The sequence below is a fragment of the Achromobacter kerstersii genome (assembly GCF_902859595.1).
GTDB lineage: Bacteria > Pseudomonadota > Gammaproteobacteria > Burkholderiales > Burkholderiaceae_B > Achromobacter > Achromobacter kerstersii.
This window is the reverse complement of the sequence record NZ_CADIJQ010000015.1, coordinates 1-16408: the sequence shown is the minus strand read 5'-3', so window position 1 is coordinate 16408 and position 16408 is coordinate 1. Positions and strand designations below refer to the sequence as shown.

17 protein-coding genes are annotated in these 16408 nt (G+C 64.7%); 12 read left to right on the top strand and 5 right to left on the bottom strand.

Annotated features, from left to right (window positions below; translation table 11 throughout):
• Position 1 precedes the first annotated feature (1 nt).
• On the top strand, positions 2-1438 hold the full coding sequence (locus tag HV765_RS28880) for an aminotransferase-like domain-containing protein (protein WP_175171729.1): 1437 nt from the start codon (positions 2-4) through the stop codon (positions 1436-1438).
• A 7-nt stretch (positions 1439-1445) separates the two neighbouring features.
• On the opposite strand, the gene HV765_RS28875 is transcribed toward HV765_RS28880, so the two are convergent.
• Positions 1446-2729 carry a cytochrome c gene (locus HV765_RS28875; RefSeq protein WP_175171728.1) on the bottom strand — a complete coding sequence of 428 codons (1284 nt, stop codon included), beginning with the start codon at positions 2727-2729 and terminating at the stop codon, positions 1446-1448.
• A gap of 12 nt (positions 2730-2741) precedes the next feature.
• On the bottom strand, positions 2742-3500 hold the full coding sequence (locus HV765_RS28870) for a c-type cytochrome (protein WP_175171727.1): 759 nt from the start codon (positions 3498-3500) through the stop codon (positions 2742-2744).
• A gap of 184 nt (positions 3501-3684) precedes the next feature.
• Here HV765_RS28870 and rapZ point away from each other — a divergent pair, with 184 nt between their 5' ends.
• Together rapZ and HV765_RS28860 are read left to right on the top strand one after the other, a co-directional pair.
• Complete coding sequence (gene rapZ / locus HV765_RS28865) at positions 3685-4557, top strand: RNase adapter RapZ (RefSeq protein ID WP_054421348.1); 873 nt, start codon at positions 3685-3687, stop codon at positions 4555-4557.
• Positions 4554-5531 carry a septal ring lytic transglycosylase RlpA family protein gene (locus HV765_RS28860; protein ID WP_175171726.1) on the top strand — a complete coding sequence of 326 codons (978 nt, stop codon included), beginning with the start codon at positions 4554-4556 and terminating at the stop codon, positions 5529-5531. The genes rapZ and HV765_RS28860 overlap by 4 nt, the downstream gene beginning before the upstream one ends.
• Positions 5532-5708: 177 nt before the next feature.
• Here HV765_RS28860 and HV765_RS28855 read toward each other — a convergent pair whose 3' ends face one another.
• Together HV765_RS28855 and rsmI are read right to left on the bottom strand one after the other, a co-directional pair.
• Positions 5709-6293 (bottom strand): methylated-DNA--[protein]-cysteine S-methyltransferase, encoded by a 585-nt coding sequence (locus HV765_RS28855; protein WP_054420672.1) that lies wholly within the window; start codon positions 6291-6293, stop codon positions 5709-5711.
• A 3-nt stretch (positions 6294-6296) separates the two neighbouring features.
• On the bottom strand, positions 6297-7238 hold the full coding sequence (rsmI, locus tag HV765_RS28850; protein WP_175171725.1) for a 16S rRNA (cytidine(1402)-2'-O)-methyltransferase: 942 nt from the start codon (positions 7236-7238) through the stop codon (positions 6297-6299).
• An 81-nt stretch (positions 7239-7319) separates the two neighbouring features.
• Here rsmI and HV765_RS28845 point away from each other — a divergent pair, with 81 nt between their 5' ends.
• From HV765_RS28845 to HV765_RS28830, 4 genes are all read left to right on the top strand, one after another.
• Positions 7320-7814, top strand: coding sequence for a YraN family protein (locus HV765_RS28845; RefSeq protein WP_175171724.1), 495 nt, complete (start codon positions 7320-7322; stop codon positions 7812-7814).
• Between the two features lie 192 nt (positions 7815-8006).
• Entirely contained in the window at positions 8007-8600 is a 594-nt protein-coding gene (locus tag HV765_RS28840) for a phosphoheptose isomerase (protein WP_013396736.1), read from the top strand.
• A complete protein-coding gene (locus HV765_RS28835) occupies positions 8597-9340 on the top strand; it encodes a BON domain-containing protein (protein WP_054420675.1) in 744 nt (247 codons plus the stop codon). The genes HV765_RS28840 and HV765_RS28835 overlap by 4 nt, the downstream gene beginning before the upstream one ends.
• Complete coding sequence (locus HV765_RS28830) at positions 9337-9831, top strand: peroxiredoxin family protein (RefSeq protein ID WP_054420676.1); 495 nt, start codon at positions 9337-9339, stop codon at positions 9829-9831. The genes HV765_RS28835 and HV765_RS28830 overlap by 4 nt, the downstream gene beginning before the upstream one ends.
• 145 nt (positions 9832-9976) lie before the next feature.
• Here the strand turns inward: HV765_RS28830 and HV765_RS28825 are convergent, their stop codons facing one another.
• Positions 9977-10765: a MetQ/NlpA family ABC transporter substrate-binding protein gene (locus tag HV765_RS28825; protein ID WP_175171723.1), complete on the bottom strand. Its 789-nt coding sequence runs from the start codon at positions 10763-10765 to the stop codon at positions 9977-9979.
• A 264-nt stretch (positions 10766-11029) separates the two neighbouring features.
• Between HV765_RS28825 and argB the strand changes: the two genes are divergently transcribed.
• The 5 genes from argB to HV765_RS28800 all read left to right on the top strand — a co-directional run bounded on the left by argB (position 11030) and on the right by HV765_RS28800 (position 16171).
• Complete coding sequence (gene argB, locus HV765_RS28820) at positions 11030-11932, top strand: acetylglutamate kinase (RefSeq protein WP_175171722.1); 903 nt, start codon at positions 11030-11032, stop codon at positions 11930-11932.
• Positions 11932-12678: a pyrimidine 5'-nucleotidase gene (locus HV765_RS28815; RefSeq protein ID WP_054420678.1), complete on the top strand. Its 747-nt coding sequence runs from the start codon at positions 11932-11934 to the stop codon at positions 12676-12678. The genes argB and HV765_RS28815 overlap by 1 nt, the downstream gene beginning before the upstream one ends.
• A 56-nt stretch (positions 12679-12734) precedes the next feature.
• Complete coding sequence (gene slmA / locus HV765_RS28810) at positions 12735-13310, top strand: nucleoid occlusion factor SlmA (RefSeq protein ID WP_054420679.1); 576 nt, start codon at positions 12735-12737, stop codon at positions 13308-13310.
• 305 nt (positions 13311-13615) lie between these two features.
• A complete protein-coding gene (locus HV765_RS28805; RefSeq protein ID WP_054420680.1) occupies positions 13616-15109 on the top strand; it encodes a DASS family sodium-coupled anion symporter in 1494 nt (497 codons plus the stop codon).
• A gap of 12 nt (positions 15110-15121) precedes the next feature.
• The gene (locus HV765_RS28800) at positions 15122-16171 is read left to right on the top strand and encodes an Ldh family oxidoreductase (RefSeq protein ID WP_175171721.1); all 1050 of its coding nucleotides are present in this window, start codon (positions 15122-15124) and stop codon (positions 16169-16171) included.
• The last annotated feature ends 237 nt before the right edge of the window (positions 16172-16408 follow it).

The window sequence follows — 16408 nt, the reverse complement described above, 5'->3', positions numbered from 1 at the left end:
CGTGAGCCTGTACGAAACCCTGGCCGACGAGATCGCCAAGTCGATCCGCGACGGCGTGATGCGCGTGGGCGACAAACTGCCCTCGGTGCGCGACGCCTGCGCCGCGCGCGGGGTCAGCCCGTCGACGGTATTCCAGGCCTATTACCTGCTTGAAGCGCGCGGCCTGATCCGCGCCCAGCCACGCTCGGGCTATTACGTCCACGCCCCCGCCGAATCCCTGCCGCCTGAACCGGGCGCGTCTTGCCCTGACGGCGAATCCACCGAACTCGCCATCAGCGAACGCATCTTCGACATCCTGGGCTCCGTGCGCAATCGCGACGTGACGCCGTTGGGGTCCGCCTTTCCTTCGCCCTTGCTGTTTCCGTTGCCCCGCCTGGCGCAAGCCATGGCCACGCATCTGAAACGCCAGGACCCGCTGGACACCGTCGAAGACCTGAGCCCCGGCAATCCGAACTTGCGGCGGCAGATCGCGCTGCGCTATCTGATCGGCGGCATGAACGTGCCCGCGAACGATATCGTCATCACGAATGGCGCGCTGGAAGCGCTGAACCTGTGCCTGCAAGCCGTGACTCAACCGGGCGACACCGTCATCGTCGAAGCGCCCACGTTCTACGGCGCATTGCAGGCGTTGGAGCGACAAGGGCTGAAAGCGCTGGAAGTGCCGACGCATCCGCGCACCGGCATGGACCTTGCGGCGATGGAAGCGGCCATCAAACGGCATGCCCCCAAAGCGTGCTGGCTGATGACGCAATTCCAGAACCCGCTGGGCAGCCTGATGCCGGACGACAGAAAGCGGCAGTTGGTGGAATTGCTGGCCCGCCACGACATCCCGCTGATCGAAGACGACGTCTACGGCGAACTGTATTTCGGCGCGGCGCGGCCGGTGCCTGCCAAGGCCTACGACAAGCAGGGGCTGGTGCTGCATTGCTCGTCGTTTTCGAAATGTCTGGCGCCGGGTTATCGCATCGGCTGGGCGTCTGCCGGCCGGTACACGCAGCGCGTGCAACGGCTGAAGCTGTCGTCCACGCTGTCGGCATCGGGCCCCGCGCAAGGCGCAATCGCGGAATACCTGGAGCAAGGCGGCTACGACCGTCATTTGCGCCGTTTGCGCGACACGCTGCAAACGCAGCAGGAGCGCATGGCCGATGCGATTGCGCATGAATTTCCCGCTGGCACACGCGTGACGCGTCCGCAAGGCGGTTTCTTCCTGTGGGTGGAATTGCCCGCTGCCGTGGACGCGTTGGCCTTGCATCGCGAGGCGCTGACGCGCGGCATCAGTGTGGCGCCCGGCCCGATCTTCTCGGCCAGCGGCCAGTTCGCAAGCGCGCTGCGCCTGAACTACGGCCACCCCTGGGACGCATCGCACGACGCCGCCATCCGCGTGCTGGGCGAACTGGCGCGCGAGGCATGCGCGCGCGCCGTAAGGCCCGCGCGCTAACGGCGCATCAATTCAACGTAGACGCCGCCCGCGCACGTTTGACCTCAAGCGCCGTCACGCCACCGGCCTCGTTGCCCCAGCTGTTCCGGATGTAGGACACCAGCATGGCGATATCGCTGTCATTCAGTATCTGCCCAAACGGCGGCATGCCGTGCGGCCGCGGGTTCGCTGCCGTGGCGGGCGCGTAGCCGCCATCAAGCACCATGCGGATCGCGTTGACCGGCGACGGCGCCGTCACCGTGGGGTTGCCCGCCAACGCAGGCCACGCGGTGCCGCTGCCCTCGCCCTTCGGTTGATGGCATTGCGCGCATTGCTGGCTGTAAATCTTGCTGCCCAACTCCATTGCGGCGGGCGCCACCGCCACGCTCTGCCGAGGCAGCGAGGCCGGCGTCGCGGGCAGCGACTTGATGTAGACGCCAATCGCCAGCGCGTCGTCATCGGTCAGGTGCTGCGTGCTGCCCAGCACCACTTCGGCCATTGGGCCGCTGGCGCTTGAATGCGCCGAGATGCCGGTCTTGAGCAGCGCGGCGATGTCGGCCGCCGTCCAGCGGCCCATGCCCGTCTGCATGTCGTTGGTGAGCGGCGGCGCGTACCAGTCCAGCACCGGGATGACGCCGCCTGTCAGCGGCTCGGACGAACGCGTCGCGCCCAGGCGGTTGCGCGGTGTGTGGCAAGCGGCGCAATGCCCCAGCCCTTCCACCAGGTAACGCCCCCGATTCCATTGCACGGACTGACTCGCGTCAGCCTCTTGCACGCCCGGCTTGAAATACAGCGCGCGCCAAGCGGCCAGCAAGGGGCGCTGATCGTAAGGGAAGTCCAGCTCAGGCGGCCGGTTGGGCTGGCTGACCGGCGCCACACTGCGCAGGTAGGCGTACAAGGCATCGGCGTCGGCACGCGTAACCCGCGTGTACTCCGTGTACGGGAACGCCGGATACAGCAGCGAACCGTCTTTGGATTTGCCGTTGTGCAGCGCCTGCCAGAAATCGTCGGCGCTCCAGGTGCCGATGCCGGTCTTGTCGTCAGGCGTGATGTTCGGGCCGTACACGGTACCGAACGGCGTGGGAATCGGCGTGCCCCCCGCCAAGGCCTTGCCGCCCCGGCTGGTGTGGCAAGCCATGCAGTTGCCGGCCAGCGCCAGGTAGCGGCCGCGCTCGACAAGCGTGGACGCGTCGGCCGCCACCGCGGCAGGCCCCGTGCTGGCGTCATCACGCGTGCCCAGCCAATACAGGCCGCCCACGGCAATGACCAAGGCCAACAGCACCACAGACAGAATTCGTTTGAGCAGTGTCATCGTGGCCCCCGGTCAGCGTTGCGCCTGGCTGCCGCATTCTGCGGGCAGTTTCAGCGAACCCGCCGCTTCGGGCGCGTAAGGCTCGACGACAGGTTGAGACGACAGCCACGCCGCCAGGGCGCCGATGTCGGTGGGGGTGAGTTTGTTGGCGATGTCCGCCATGCAGTCAGGCTCGGCGGCGCGGCGCAGGCCGTTTTTCCAGCTGCCGATCTGCGAACCGATGTAGTCGCGCGGCAAGCCAAGCAAGCCGGGAATGGCCGGCATCACGCCGCTAAGCGCGGCGCCATGACAGGACGCACAGGCGGGCAAGCCGCGTGCCGCGTCGCCCTGCATGGCCAGCGTGCGGCCGGCTTGCAGCGTGGCGCTGGACACGTCGGCGCGCAACGGCGGCGGATACGGCACATGCTGCTCGGAAAAGTACGCCGCCATGTCACGCAGGTAATCGTCGGGCAGGCCAGCCAGCAGATGCGACATGGGCCGGTACTGGCGGCGGTCGTCGCGGAAGTTCAGCAGTTGGTGATACAGGTATTCCTGCGGCTTGCCGGCCAGGCGCGGGTAGTAGCCGTCGGCCCCGGCCCGGCCCTGCGCGCCATGACAGGCCGTACAGGCCGCGACGCGGGCCGCCATGGTGTCTGGGCGCAGCGTGTCTTGGGAGGGCTGTTGCGCGTGCGCGGCACTTGTCATAAAGACAACAGCAGCCGTCGCCAACACGCGAGAAATCGCCCCAAACCGCGGCAGTGAAACACTACTAATGGAAATGAGGGCTAACATCTAGGTCGAATTCCAATCCCCCGAATCGCATGACGGCGGGGCGCGTAAGTGAATCGATCGAGTATCCGGCCCACAGCTTACGCCACGGGACGAACCAGGGTACAGGCGCAGATTCTGAGTTTACGGCCATATCAGATGCTATCCCGCCGGCATCGTCCTGGAAAAGCGTGCCACAATCATGACCATGTTGAAAGTCGTCCTTGTCACCGGCATCTCAGGCTCAGGCAAATCCGTTGCCCTGCGCATGCTCGAAGATTCCAGCTACACCTGCGTCGACAACCTGCCCGTGCGCTTCCTGACCGAGTTCATCGCCAACGCGCGCGACGACGGCATGGAGCGCGTTGCGGTGGCCATCGACGTCCGCTCCCCTGGCGAACTGGCCGAGCTGCCGGATGTCGTCACGGCGTTGCGCGCCATGGGCACAAGCCTGCGCGTGGTCTTCCTGGACGCCAGCACCGCCACGCTGGTGCAGCGCTATTCGGAATCCCGCCGCCGTCATCCGCTGACCGACCGCCTGCAACATGGCGGGTCCACGCCGTCGCTCACGGACTGCATCGCGCTTGAGCGCGAACTGCTGGCTCCGCTGCGCGAGCAAGAACATGTGATCGACACCTCTGACCTGACGCCGGGTCAATTGCGCGCCTGGATTCGCGACCTGATCAAAGCCGACCGTGCCCCGCTCGTGCTGACCTTCGAATCCTTCGCCTACAAGCGTGGCGTACCGGGCGACGCCGACTTGGTGTTCGATGTGCGCTGCCTGCCCAACCCGCACTACGACCGCAACCTGCGGCCGCTGACCGGGCGCGACGAGCCCGTCGCAACCTGGCTGGCCGGATACGAACAGGTCGGCCAGATGATCGACGACATCGCCGGCTTCCTGAACCGCTGGCTGCCGCAATACACGCAAGACACCCGCAACTACCTGACCGTGGCGATCGGCTGCACGGGCGGCCAGCACCGTTCCGTCTATGTGGTCGAACAGCTGGCGCTGCGCTTCGCTGACCACGACCCCTTGCTGGTGCGCCACCGAAACCAACTGCCCGCCGAATCCGCATGACCCTGTCCCGCCCGCTCCACCTGATCCTGATGCTGTTGCTGGCCATTGCCGTGGCCGGCTGTTCTTCCACCGGGGGTCGCAAAAAGGGCGGCGGGTATTACAAGGACGACGGGCCGGACGCGAACCCGCCATCGAACCTGGACCAGGTGCCGGATGCGGTGCCGCGTATCGAGCCCTACGCCAGCGGCGCCAACCGGCCCTACGTGGTGTTCGGCCAGCGCTATGTGCCCGACACGACCGGCCAGCCGTACAAGCAGCGCGGCACGGCGTCTTGGTACGGCAAGAAATTCCATGGCAATTCCACGTCCATCGGCGAGTCCTACGACATGTACGCCATGACGGCCGCCCATACGACCTTGCCGATTCCCAGCTATGCGCGCGTCACCAGCCTGGTCAACGGCAAGACGATCGTCGTGCGGGTGAACGACCGCGGCCCGTTCCATAGCGACCGCATCATGGACTTGTCCTACGTGGCCGCGTACAAGCTTGGCATCATCGGGCCGGGTAGCGGACAAGTCGTGGTGGAAAGCATCCCGCAAGACGAGATCCGCCGGCTGGCTTCGCAAGGCGCCCCCGCCCCGCCCTCCCCCGAGCCCGCATCGGCCACGGGTTCCTTGCCAGTCATGGCGCCGGTTGCGGCCGTGCCGGTGGCATTGGCGGCCGAACCGCTTTCGGGTGCGGCCGCTGGGCCCGCTTCCGGCTCGGCACCGGTCCGTCAGGCGCCTGCTGCGGGTGGCATCGGCAATGTCTATTTGCAGGTGGGCGCGTTCAGCCAGCCGGGCAACGCGCAATCATTGGTTGCCCGCATCAACTCGCAATTGAGTACGGCAGGCGCGCCCCCCGCGCAGGTTGAGCAGTCGAACAACCTGTACCGCGTGAAGATCGGGCCCTACCCCGACCGGCAAAGCGCCTTGAACGCCGTGCCGCTGGTGTCGGACAAGATCGGCATTCTGCCAAGCATCGCCACGCAATAAGCGCGGCAGTCACCTCGGAAACCCTGTCGGGTAAGCGCCCTGATCAGTGCGATTCCGCAAACCCGGCCAGCTTTCGCTCAGCCCGAATTCGCGGGGCCGTCTTCCCGGGTCTGTCTTCGCGGATCTGTCTTCCCGGGTCCGTCTTCCCAGGTCTGTCTTCCCGGGTCTGTCTTCCCTTTACCAGGGCAATTCCGCCTGACCGTCACAAACGCGACGCGCGCGGGCGTTGCGGCTCAGGTAGCGGTTGCCTTCGTGTGCCAGCAATGCCTGCTTGCGCGGCAAGCCGCCACCAAACCCCGTCAACGACGTATCGGCGCCGATCACGCGGTGGCACGGAATGATGATGATGATCGGATTGCGGCCCACCGCGCCGCCTACCGCCTGCGCGCCCTTGGGCCGTCCGACGGTGCGCGCCAGATCGCCATAACTGGCCAGCTTGCCGAAACCCAGATCGCACAACGCATGCCAGACCTTGTGCTGGAACGTGGTGCCGACAGGGTCCAGCGCCACGTCGAAATGCCGGCGCTTGCCCGCGAACCAATCGTCGAGCTCGCGGCGCGCCTGCTCCAGGATGGGATCGGTTTGCGACAGCGTCCAGCCCTCGGTGGACGGCAGCCCTTCCTGGTCGGTGAACCAGGCGCCGCGCAGGCCCTTGGGACTGGCGACCAGGCGCAATTCGCCCAAGGGCGTGGCCATGTCGCGATAGGTAATGGGTTCCAGCGGATCGGCAGGCTTGTTCGATACGAGGGTTGCGTACGCCATGCTTTACTCCGACTCCGCCGACTTCTTGCGCGATAGCGCGCGGTTGTACAACACGTCACGCGCCTGCCCCGTGACCTTGGCGGCGACACGCGCGGCGTCGCGCACGGACATGGATTCCAGCAACGCGTCCAGCAGCACGTCTGTGCGCGGGTCGGCGTCTTCGTCAATCTCTTGTTCGACCTTGGCGTGCGCGATCAGCACAAATTCGCCCTGCTCGCGATGCGAGTCCGCGGCCAGCCACGCGGCAGCTTCGCCCATCGTGATGGTTGCGATTTCCTCGAAGCGCTTGGTGAGTTCGCGGGCCACGGTCAATTGGCGGTCAGGGCCACAGACTTCCAGCAAATCGGCAAGCGTTGCCGCCAGCCGATGCGGTGATTCGAACATCACCACGGGCGCGGGCAAGGCGCACCACGACCGCAGCCAACGCTGGCGGGCCACGGCCTTGGGCGGCGGGAAACCGGCAAACGCATAGGCGGGATTTTCGTCGGTGGTGACGCCGCTGCCCATCAACGCGGCGATAACGGCGCTGGGGCCGGGGATGGGCACCACCGCAAAACCGGCGTCGCGCACCGCGCGCACGACACGGGCGCCGGGGTCGCTGACGGCGGGTGCGCCCGCGTCTGACACCAGCGCCACGCGCTGGCCTTGGGCCAGGCGTTCACAGATGGCTTGGGCGGCGGCCGCTTCGTTATGGCGGTGGGCCGCCATCAACGGCGTATTGACCCCCCAGGCGTCCAGCAAGGTGCGGCTGGCGCGCGTGTCTTCAGCCGCGATCACGTCGGCGCGTTGCAGGGCATGCCAGGCACGCAGCCCCAAGTCGCCCAGGTTGCCGATCGGCGTGGCCACGACGTACAAGGTCGACGCGGGCCAATGCTGCCCTGCAACGCGTTCAGCGACGCGGCTCCAGGCATCGCCGGCAGGCGGGGGTGAGACATTTTGATTCATTGCAGCCTACTGACACGGAAAACCATGTCAGTGTAGCCGCCAATGCCCGCCGCCTTCCGGCCGCAACCCCTTGGAGCCTTCATGACGGATGACGCTTTGCGACTGGCCTGCGAACTGGCGCTGGCCGCACGCGTGCGCGCAAACAAGCGGCGCCGGCGCGCCCGGCCGCGCGTCGCGCCACACGCCATACCCGACGACACGCCGGTGCACCGCTCGCCCATGCAGCGTCGGGGCGATGGCCACGAAGAAGCCGCGCTGCGTCTGCTAGAAGCGCAGGGCCTGGTGCTGCTGGCGCGCAATCTATGGACCCGGATGGGCGAGATCGACCTTGTCATGCGTGATGGCGAGACCTTGGTCTTCATCGAAGTCCGCGCCCGCGCGCGCACGCGCTTCGGGGGTGCCGCGGCCAGCATCGGCCACGACAAGCAGGCCCGGCTGGCCCGCGCTGCGGCGCAATGGCTGCCGGAGCTGGCCCGGCGGCACTGGGCGGGCTCCCAGCCCGCCGCCCGGTTCGACGCCGTCGTCTTCGAGGCCGGCCAGCCACAATGGCTGCGCGACGCCTTCTCGCTGCCATGACGCGCCGGCCCGGCTCGCCGCCCGCCTCCCTCTGCCCCGACGCGCCGGCCCAGCTCGCTACCCACCTCTCTCTGCCCCGACGCGCCGGCCCGGCTCGCCGTTGCCTCTCACGCGGCCCCTCCGTAACGACCATCCGCACAGTCGTTACGCATGGACAGAACAGCGAGGCGGCCCCGTGAGATAATCGCGCCCATGGATATGACCTCTCGTATGACGTCGCACTTTCGCGACGCCATGGCTGCGTGCGAACAAAGTATGAACGTCCTGGCCGAACCGCTGGCAGTGGCGGTGGACGTGCTATTCGGCGCCCTGGCGAACAACGGCAAGATTCTGGCTTGCGGCAACGGTGGCTCGGCCGCCGATGCGCAGCATTTCATCGCCGAACTGGTGGGCCGCTTCGAACGCGAGCGCCTGCCGCTGGCGGGCATCGCGCTCAATACCGATACCTCGATCCTCACCGCCGTCGGCAACGACTATGGCTTTGACGAGATCTACGAACGCCAGGTCAATGCATTTGGCCAGGCGGGCGACGTGCTGGTGGCCATTTCCACCAGCGGCAATTCGCCCAACGTGGTCCGCGCCATGGAAGCCGCCAGCGCGCGCGAAATGCACGTACTGGCCCTCACGGGCAAAGGCGGCGGCGTCATGGGGGAACTCATTACGCCCATGGACGTCCATCTATGTGTTCCCAGCGATCGCACGATGCGTATCCAGGAAGTCCATATTCTGCTGCTGCACGCACTGTGCGACGGCATCGACGCTCTTCTGCTTGGAGATACCGAATGATGTCTGACGTCAGAACCGCCGTCCGCCCGCTGATGCTTGCCGCGGCCTTGTCCACGGCCGCGTTGTCGTTGTCGGCCTGCGCGCCGCTGATCGTAGGCGGCGCCGCCGCCACCACGGCGGTTGTCGTCACCGACCGCCGCACCTCCGGTATCCAGCTTGAAGACCAGAACATGGCCTTCAAGGCGCAAAGCCAGATTTCGCAAAAGCTGGGCGACACCGCCCGGGTCAACGCCATGGCTTACGGCGGCCACCTGCTGCTGACGGGCGACGTGCCCACCGAGGAAGCCAAGTCCCAGGCAACCGCCATCGCGCAAAGCATCGAGAACGTCAAACAGGTCATCAACCAGTTGAACGTGGGCCCCATCGCCTCGTTCGGCACGCGTTCGAACGACACCTGGCTCACGTCCAAGGTCAAGACCGCGCTGATCAACACCAAGTACGTGCCGTCCGGCACCATCGCGCTGACGACCGATCACAGCGTCGTCTACCTGATGGGCAAGGTCACGCAGGCTGAAGGCGAGTATGCCGCCAACGCCACCGCAGACGTGGGCGGCGTGGCCAAGGTGGTTAAACTGTTCGAGACCATCAGCCGCGAAGAAGCGATCCGGCTGTCCAACAGCAGCACCCGAGACGCCTCCACCGAAACCAAAGCGCCCATTCAAAGCGGCACCGGCACAGCACCCAGCGACAACAACGCGGCCGGCACGAGCAATGGCGTTGAAGCGATGCCCATCAAATGAAAAAAGCCATCGTAGCCCTGGCCGTCCTGGTGGCGGTTGGTATCGGCGCCTGGTTCGTCTGGCGCCCCGCCCAGACCGCACCCGACGTCACCTTCACCACCCTGGAAGGCAAAACCTTCTCAATGCAGGATCTGCGCGGCAAGGTCGTGCTGGTCAAATTCTGGGCAACCAGCTGCGTGACGTGCGTGAAGCAGATGCCGGAAACCATCGCCGCCTATAAGGAATACGCCGGCAAGGGTTACGAGGCCGTGGCGGTCGCCATGAATTACGATCCGCCCAACTTCGTCTTGAACTTCGCCGACCAGCGCAAGCTGCCGTTCCCCGTGGCGCTGGATACCAAGGGCGACATCGCCCGCGCCTTCGGCGACATCCGGCTCACGCCCACGGCCTTTTTGATCGACAAGCAGGGGCACATCATCAAGCGCTATCTGGGCGAATACGATGTGGCCGAATTCCACGCCACCGTGGAAAAGGCGCTGGCGGCGGGCTGATGCCCGGGTCATCGCCACCGCCTCCAAAGACCGCCCGCTTGGGCGGTTTTTTGTTTTTCCGCCCTTTTTCCGCCTTTTGTTTCGCCCAAAGTAAAACCGCCCGGCAAGCGGGCGGTTCATGCAGGAGACCGCAGCGGGCTGAAACTTAGAACGCCGGAACTACGGCGCCCTTGTACTTTTCCTGGATGAATTTCTTCACGTCCGGCGAGTGCAGCGCGTCGACCAGCTTCTTGATGCCCGGCGCGTCTTTGTTGTCCGTGCGGGTGACCAGGATGTTGGCGTAGGGCGAATCGGCGCCTTCGATGAACAGCGCGTCTTTGGTCGGCACCAGGCCGGCTTCCAGCGCGTAGTTGGTGTTGATCAGCGCCAGATCCACGTCGTCCAGCGAACGCGGCAACATCGCGGCTTCAAGTTCGCGGAACTTCAGCTTCTTGGGGTTCTCGACCACATCAGCGGCGGTAGCCAGGATGTTGGACGGGTCCTTCAGCTTGATCACGCCCTGCTTTTGCAGCAGCGCCAGCGCGCGGCCGCCGTTGGACGGGTCGTTCGGGATGGCGACCGTGGCGCCGTTCTTGAGCTCGGACAAGCTCTTGATCTTCTTGGAATAACCGCCAAACGGCTCGACGTGAACCAGCGCCACCGGCACCAGCGTGGCCTTGCGGTCTTTGTTGAACGAATCCAGATAGGGCTTGTGCTGGAAGAAGTTGGCGTCCAGCTGCTTGTCGACCAGTTGCAGGTTGGGCTGCACGTAATCGCTGAACACCTTGATGTCGAGCTCGACGCCTTGCTTGGCCAACTGCGGCTTCACCACTTCCAGAATTTCGGCATGCGGCACCTGGGTTGCGCCCACTACGACTTTTTCAGCATGAGCGGCATTGGCTGCCACCAGGAAGGCCGATGCCATCAGGGCAGAGCGGACGAAGTTCAAACGCATGTGTCGCCTCTTTTATAGGATAAAAATTGGGGGCCGATGCCCAACCAGTGCGGATCAGCCCCCTTTTGCGGGGCCCCGCGTCCTCGAAAACGCCCCCAATTTACCTGAATGACGGTTATTTGTCGGGCATATGAACATGGGTTTTGGGTATATGAAACGTGTGGTACTACAATCCGTCGTATGCTTGCGCTACCGCGTGCCAAACGCGTTTTTGTGCAGGCATTTTTTCTAACCACTTACACATATATTGCCGACTTAGCTGCCATGACCGACACCCCCGACCCTGCTGCCGTTTCGTCCCCCGCTGTCAAAGCCGCTGTGCTGTCTGAAGCACTGCCGTATATCCGACGATTCCACGGCAAGACCATCGTGGTCAAGTACGGCGGCAACGCCATGACGGAAGAGCGCTTGCAGCGTAGCTTCGCGCACGATGTCGTGCTGCTCAAGCTGGTGGGTCTGAACCCGGTGGTGGTGCACGGCGGCGGTCCGCAGATCGACGACGCGCTGCGCCGCATTGGCAAGCAAGGCAACTTCATCCAGGGCATGCGCGTGACCGATGCCGAGACCATGGAAGTGGTCGAATGGGTGCTGGGCGGCCAGGTCCAGCAAGACATCGTCATGATGATCAACGAAGTCGGCGGCAAGGCCGTGGGCCTGACCGGCAAAGACGGTGGTCTGATCCAGGCCCAGAAAAAGCTGATGGCCAACAAGGACAACCCCAATGAACCGATCGACATCGGCTTCGTGGGCGACATCACGCTGGTTGAGCCGGCCGTGGTGAAGGCCTTGCAAGACGACCAGTTCATCCCGGTCATCTCGCCTATTGGTTACGGCGAAGACGGCACGGCCTACAACATCAACGCCGACGTTGTCGCCGGCAAGATGGCTGAAGTGCTGGGCGCTGAAAAGCTGCTGATGCTGACCAACACCCCGGGCGTGCTGGACAAGGCCGGCAAGTTGCTGCGCAGCCTGTCGGCGCAGACCATCGACGAACTGTTCGCTGATGGCACCATCTCGGGCGGCATGCTGCCCAAGATCTCGTCGGCGCTGGACGCCGCCAAGAACGGCGTGAACTCTGTCCACATCGTCGACGGCCGCGTGCCGCACTGCCTGCTGCTTGAAATCCTGACCGATCAAGGCGTTGGCACGATGATCAGCTCGCATTGATGCGAGCACAGCGTCTGCTGTTGCGGCCGGCGGTGCGCATGCGCCGCTCGCGCCGCGAGGCCACGGGCGTTTCCGAACGCCTGTGGCTGTTTGACCTGGACAACACGCTCCACGACACCTCTCACGCCATCTTTCCGAAGATCGACCACGGCATGACCATGGCCGTCGCCGAGGCGTTGAATGTCGATATCGATACCGCCAACGACTTGCGCCGCCAATACTGGCAGCGCTACGGGGCCACGATGATCGGCATGGTGCGGCATCACGGCGTGAACCCGCACGAGTTCCTGCATCGCAGCCACGACTTCGACGTCAACCCGCTGGTGCGCGCCGAAAAGGCGCTGGCCTACAAGCTGCGGCAACTGCCGGGCCGCAAGGTGCTGCTGACGAATGCGCCGCTGCACTATGCGCGATCCGTGCTGGCGCGGCTGGGCATCCTGCGCCAGTTCGACAGCCTGTGGGCCATTGAACACATGCGCCTGCACGGCGAGTTCCGCCCCAAGCCGTCGCCCGCGCTGCTGCGCTACGTGCTGGCCCGCGAAGGCGTGCCGGCTCATCGCGCGGTGCTGGTGGAAGACACGCTGGCCAACCTGCGCGGCGCGCGGCGCGTCGGCGTGCGCACGGTGCACGTTTATCACCCTGGCACCCCCTTTTCGCGCGGCCAATCCCACCGTCCGGGCTACGTCGACTTGCGAGTAAACTCCGTCAGTGATTTGTTGTTACGCCGGCGTCCCCTGCGGGGATAACGGCGCGCGTCTCCCTCCCCCTACACCGTCAAGCCTGCGCGAGAGCAGTTCCTTCCATGGCGAGCAAACCCGGCGAGCGCAAGACCCAAATTCTGCAAACCCTGGCCGAGATGCTGGAGCAGCCGCATGCGGCTCGCATCACCACGGCCGCGCTGGCCGCGCGCCTTGAAGTGTCCGAAGCCGCGCTGTACCGGCACTTTGCCAGCAAGGCGCAGATGTTCGAAGGGCTGATCGAATTCATCGAAACCAGCATCTTCACATTGGTGAACCAGATCGCCGCCGCCGAACCCTACGGCGTGCCGCAAGCCCACAAGACCGTGGCCATGCTGTTGACGTTTTCCGAACGCAACAAGGGCATGACGCGCGTGCTGACCGGCGACGCGCTGGTCACGGAAGACAACCGGCTGCAAGAACGCATCAACCATATCAACGACCGCATCGAAACGTCGCTGAAGCAATCGCTGCGCATCGCCATCACGGATGGCGGCTTGCCCTCGGACGCCAATGTGGCCGCGCACGCCAGCCTGCTGACGCATTTGGTGCTGGGCCGCTGGCTGCGTTATGCGCAAAGCGGCTGGCGCGTGGCGCCGACGCTGCATCTGGATGAGCAACTGCGCCTGGCGCTGGGTTAAGTACGCCCCACGCATTAGCGGCATAACACGAACGAATTCAAGTAGAAATCAGGTGCCAACTGCGTAGGGCGCTGGCACAATTCGTGTGCATTCATGCAACAGTCCCGGCTTGCGACCATCAAGGGCGGACGAGCATAATGCCCCGGATGGGTTTGCTCAAGCCCAGATTGCCATCAGCTTGATCCACATCAATGCGGGTTTTCCTCAATGCCGTCACGATCGTCCTGTAGCGTCGACACATCGAATTAGATAAACCCGTGCTCGCGGGGCGTGTGTCGTCAGTTTGACCTCAACCGGAGATGGATATGACCGCGCCAGCCGCTGTCCCTGCCTCACAGGCACCCCAGAAAGCAAAAATTCCAATCGGACTCGTCGCCGGCATCGTGGTGATGATCGGGGTGCTGATGATGCCCTTGCCCGCCGACCTGCCGGTCGCGGGACACCGCATGTTGGCGATCCTGGCCTTTGCGGTGGTGGTCTGGATTACCGAAGCCGTGTCTTACGAAGCCAGCGCGATCATGATCACGACGCTGATGGCTTTCCTGTTGGGCACGGCTCCGACAATCAAAGACCCGAACGTGCTGTACGGCACGTCGGCCGCCATCAGCATGGCGCTGACAGGCTTTGCGAACTCGGCGCTGGCGCTGGTGACCGGCGCCTTGTTCATTGCGGCCGCCATGACCTTCACCGGCCTGGACCGTCGCATCGCGCTGGTCACGCTGTCCCGGGTGGGCACCAGCACGCGCCGCATCCTGATCGGATGTATCGCCGTGACGATCGTGCTGAGCCTGGTCGTGCCCAGCGCCACCGCGCGCAGCGCCGCCGTCGTGCCGATCATGATGGGCGTTATCGCGGCCTTCGGCGTGGACAAGCGTTCGAATATCGCCGCCGGCATCATGATCATCGTGGCGCAAGCCACCAGCATCTGGAACGTGGGCATCCAAACCGCCGCCGCGCAGAACCTGCTGACGGTCGGCTTCATGGAAAAGATGTTGGGCGAACGCGTGGCGTGGTCGGACTGGCTGATTGCCGGCGCCCCCTGGTCGCTGATCATGTCGGCGGTGCTGATTGTCGTCGTTCTGAAGCTGCTGCCGCCGGAAAGCGACAGCATCGCCGGGGGCAAGGAAGCGGTCGAAAAGTCGCTGCTTGAACTGGGCCCGATGACGGGCGCGCAAAAGCGCCTGATGGCCGTGTCGATCATGCTGCTGCTGTTCTGGTCGACCGAAGGCAAGCTGCACAAGTTCGACACCACCTCGACCACCTACTTCGGTCTGGTCCTGCTGATGCTGCCGCGCTTTGGCGTGATGACGTGGAAAGACGTGCAATCGCGTATCCCATGGGGCACGGTGATTGTGTTCGGCGTGGGTATCAGCCTGGGCACCGCCCTGTTGACGACGCAAGCGGGCCAATGGCTGGGCAACCAGGTCGTGGCGCACACCGGGCTGGATCACCTGGGGCCGCTCGCCATCTTCGCCATCCTTGCCGCCTTCCTGATTGTCATTCACCTGGGTTTCGCCAGCGCGACGGCACTGACGTCGGCCATGCTGCCCATTCTGATTTCGGTGCTGGCCACGCTGCCGGGCGACTTCAGCCGCCTGGGCATGACGATGTTGCTGGGCTTCGTGGTCAGCTACGGCTTCATCCTGCCGATCAACGCACCGCAGAACATGGTGTGCCTGGGTACGGAAACGTTTAACGCCAAGCAGTTCGCAAAGGTCGGCATCATCGTCACCATCGTGGGCTACCTGCTGATGCTGGTGATGGGCGCGACCTACTGGCGCTGGCTCGGCTGGATCTAAGGAGCACGCATCATGAAACTCTCTTTAGCTCAAGCCAATGAATACGGCCGCCTGGTGCTGATGGCGCAAGGCGTGCCGGAAGACATCGCCCGCGACGTGGCTGAACACCTGGTCGAGTCCGACCGGGTGGGCTACACCAGCCACGGGCTGTCGATCCTGACGAACTATCGGCGTGTGCTGTCCGAAGGGCTGGCCAAGCCCGACGGCCGCCCCGAACTGGTGAACGACCGTGGCGCGATGCTGGCCTATGACGGCCACCACGGTCTGGGTCAATACGTGGGCAAGGTCGTGATCGAAAAAGCGATCGAGCGCACGCAGGAACATGGCCAGTGCATCCTGACTTTGCGCCACAGCCATCACCTGGGCCGCATGGGCCACTTTGGCGAAATGGTGGCGGCCAAGGGCCTGATCCTGCTGGCCTTCACCAACGTGATCAACCGCGCGCCCACCGTGGCGCCGTTCGGCGGCGCACAAGCGTGCCTGACCACGAACCCGCTGTGCTTTGCCGGCCCCCTGCCCGGCGGCCGTCCGCCCTTTATCGTGGACATGGCAACGAGTTCGATCGCCGTGAACAAGGCGCGCGTGCTGGCCGCCAAGGGCGAACAAGCACCGCCGGGATCGCTGATCGATGCCGAAGGCAATCCGACGACGGACCCAGGCGCGCTGTTCGCGGACCCGCCCGGCGCGTTGCTGCCGTTCGGTGGCCACAAGGGTTATGCACTGGGTTTGGTGGCCGAACTGCTGGCCGGCGTGCTGTCTGGCGGCGGCACGATCCAACCCGAGCACCCGCGCATCGGCGTGGCAACGAACAATATGTTCGCGCTGCTGCTGGACCCGCAAGTGGACTTCAATACGGACTGGCGGTCGATGGAAGTGGGTGCGTTCATTGACTACCTGCACGCGTGCAAACCGCAACCCGGCGTGGAAGCGGTGCAGTATCCGGGGGAGTACGAAGCTCGGAACCGGGCGGTGAATGCGGACTCGGTAGAGTTCGACAGCCGCATCTGGGATGGGTTGAGTAAGTTGGCTGTCGAACTGGGGGTGCCTGAGGCGTTGCCTTGATGGATCGGGGTTTTTTTATGGGCTGTCGGTTGGGTTCTTAAGACGCCCGTGACGGCGGTGGCCTGCGGGGCGCGGGGCAACGATTGCGGTCCGGAGCCTTCGCTCCGGACTTCCCCCTTGTCATCTTCGTCCGCCTTCGGCTCCCTTGTATCTTGAGCCCTGGAATGGTTAGCTACCATTCCACGAGAGACAGGTGAGTTTCTGCGGCTCCCTTAGGTGGTCGACCCTGTTCTGAAG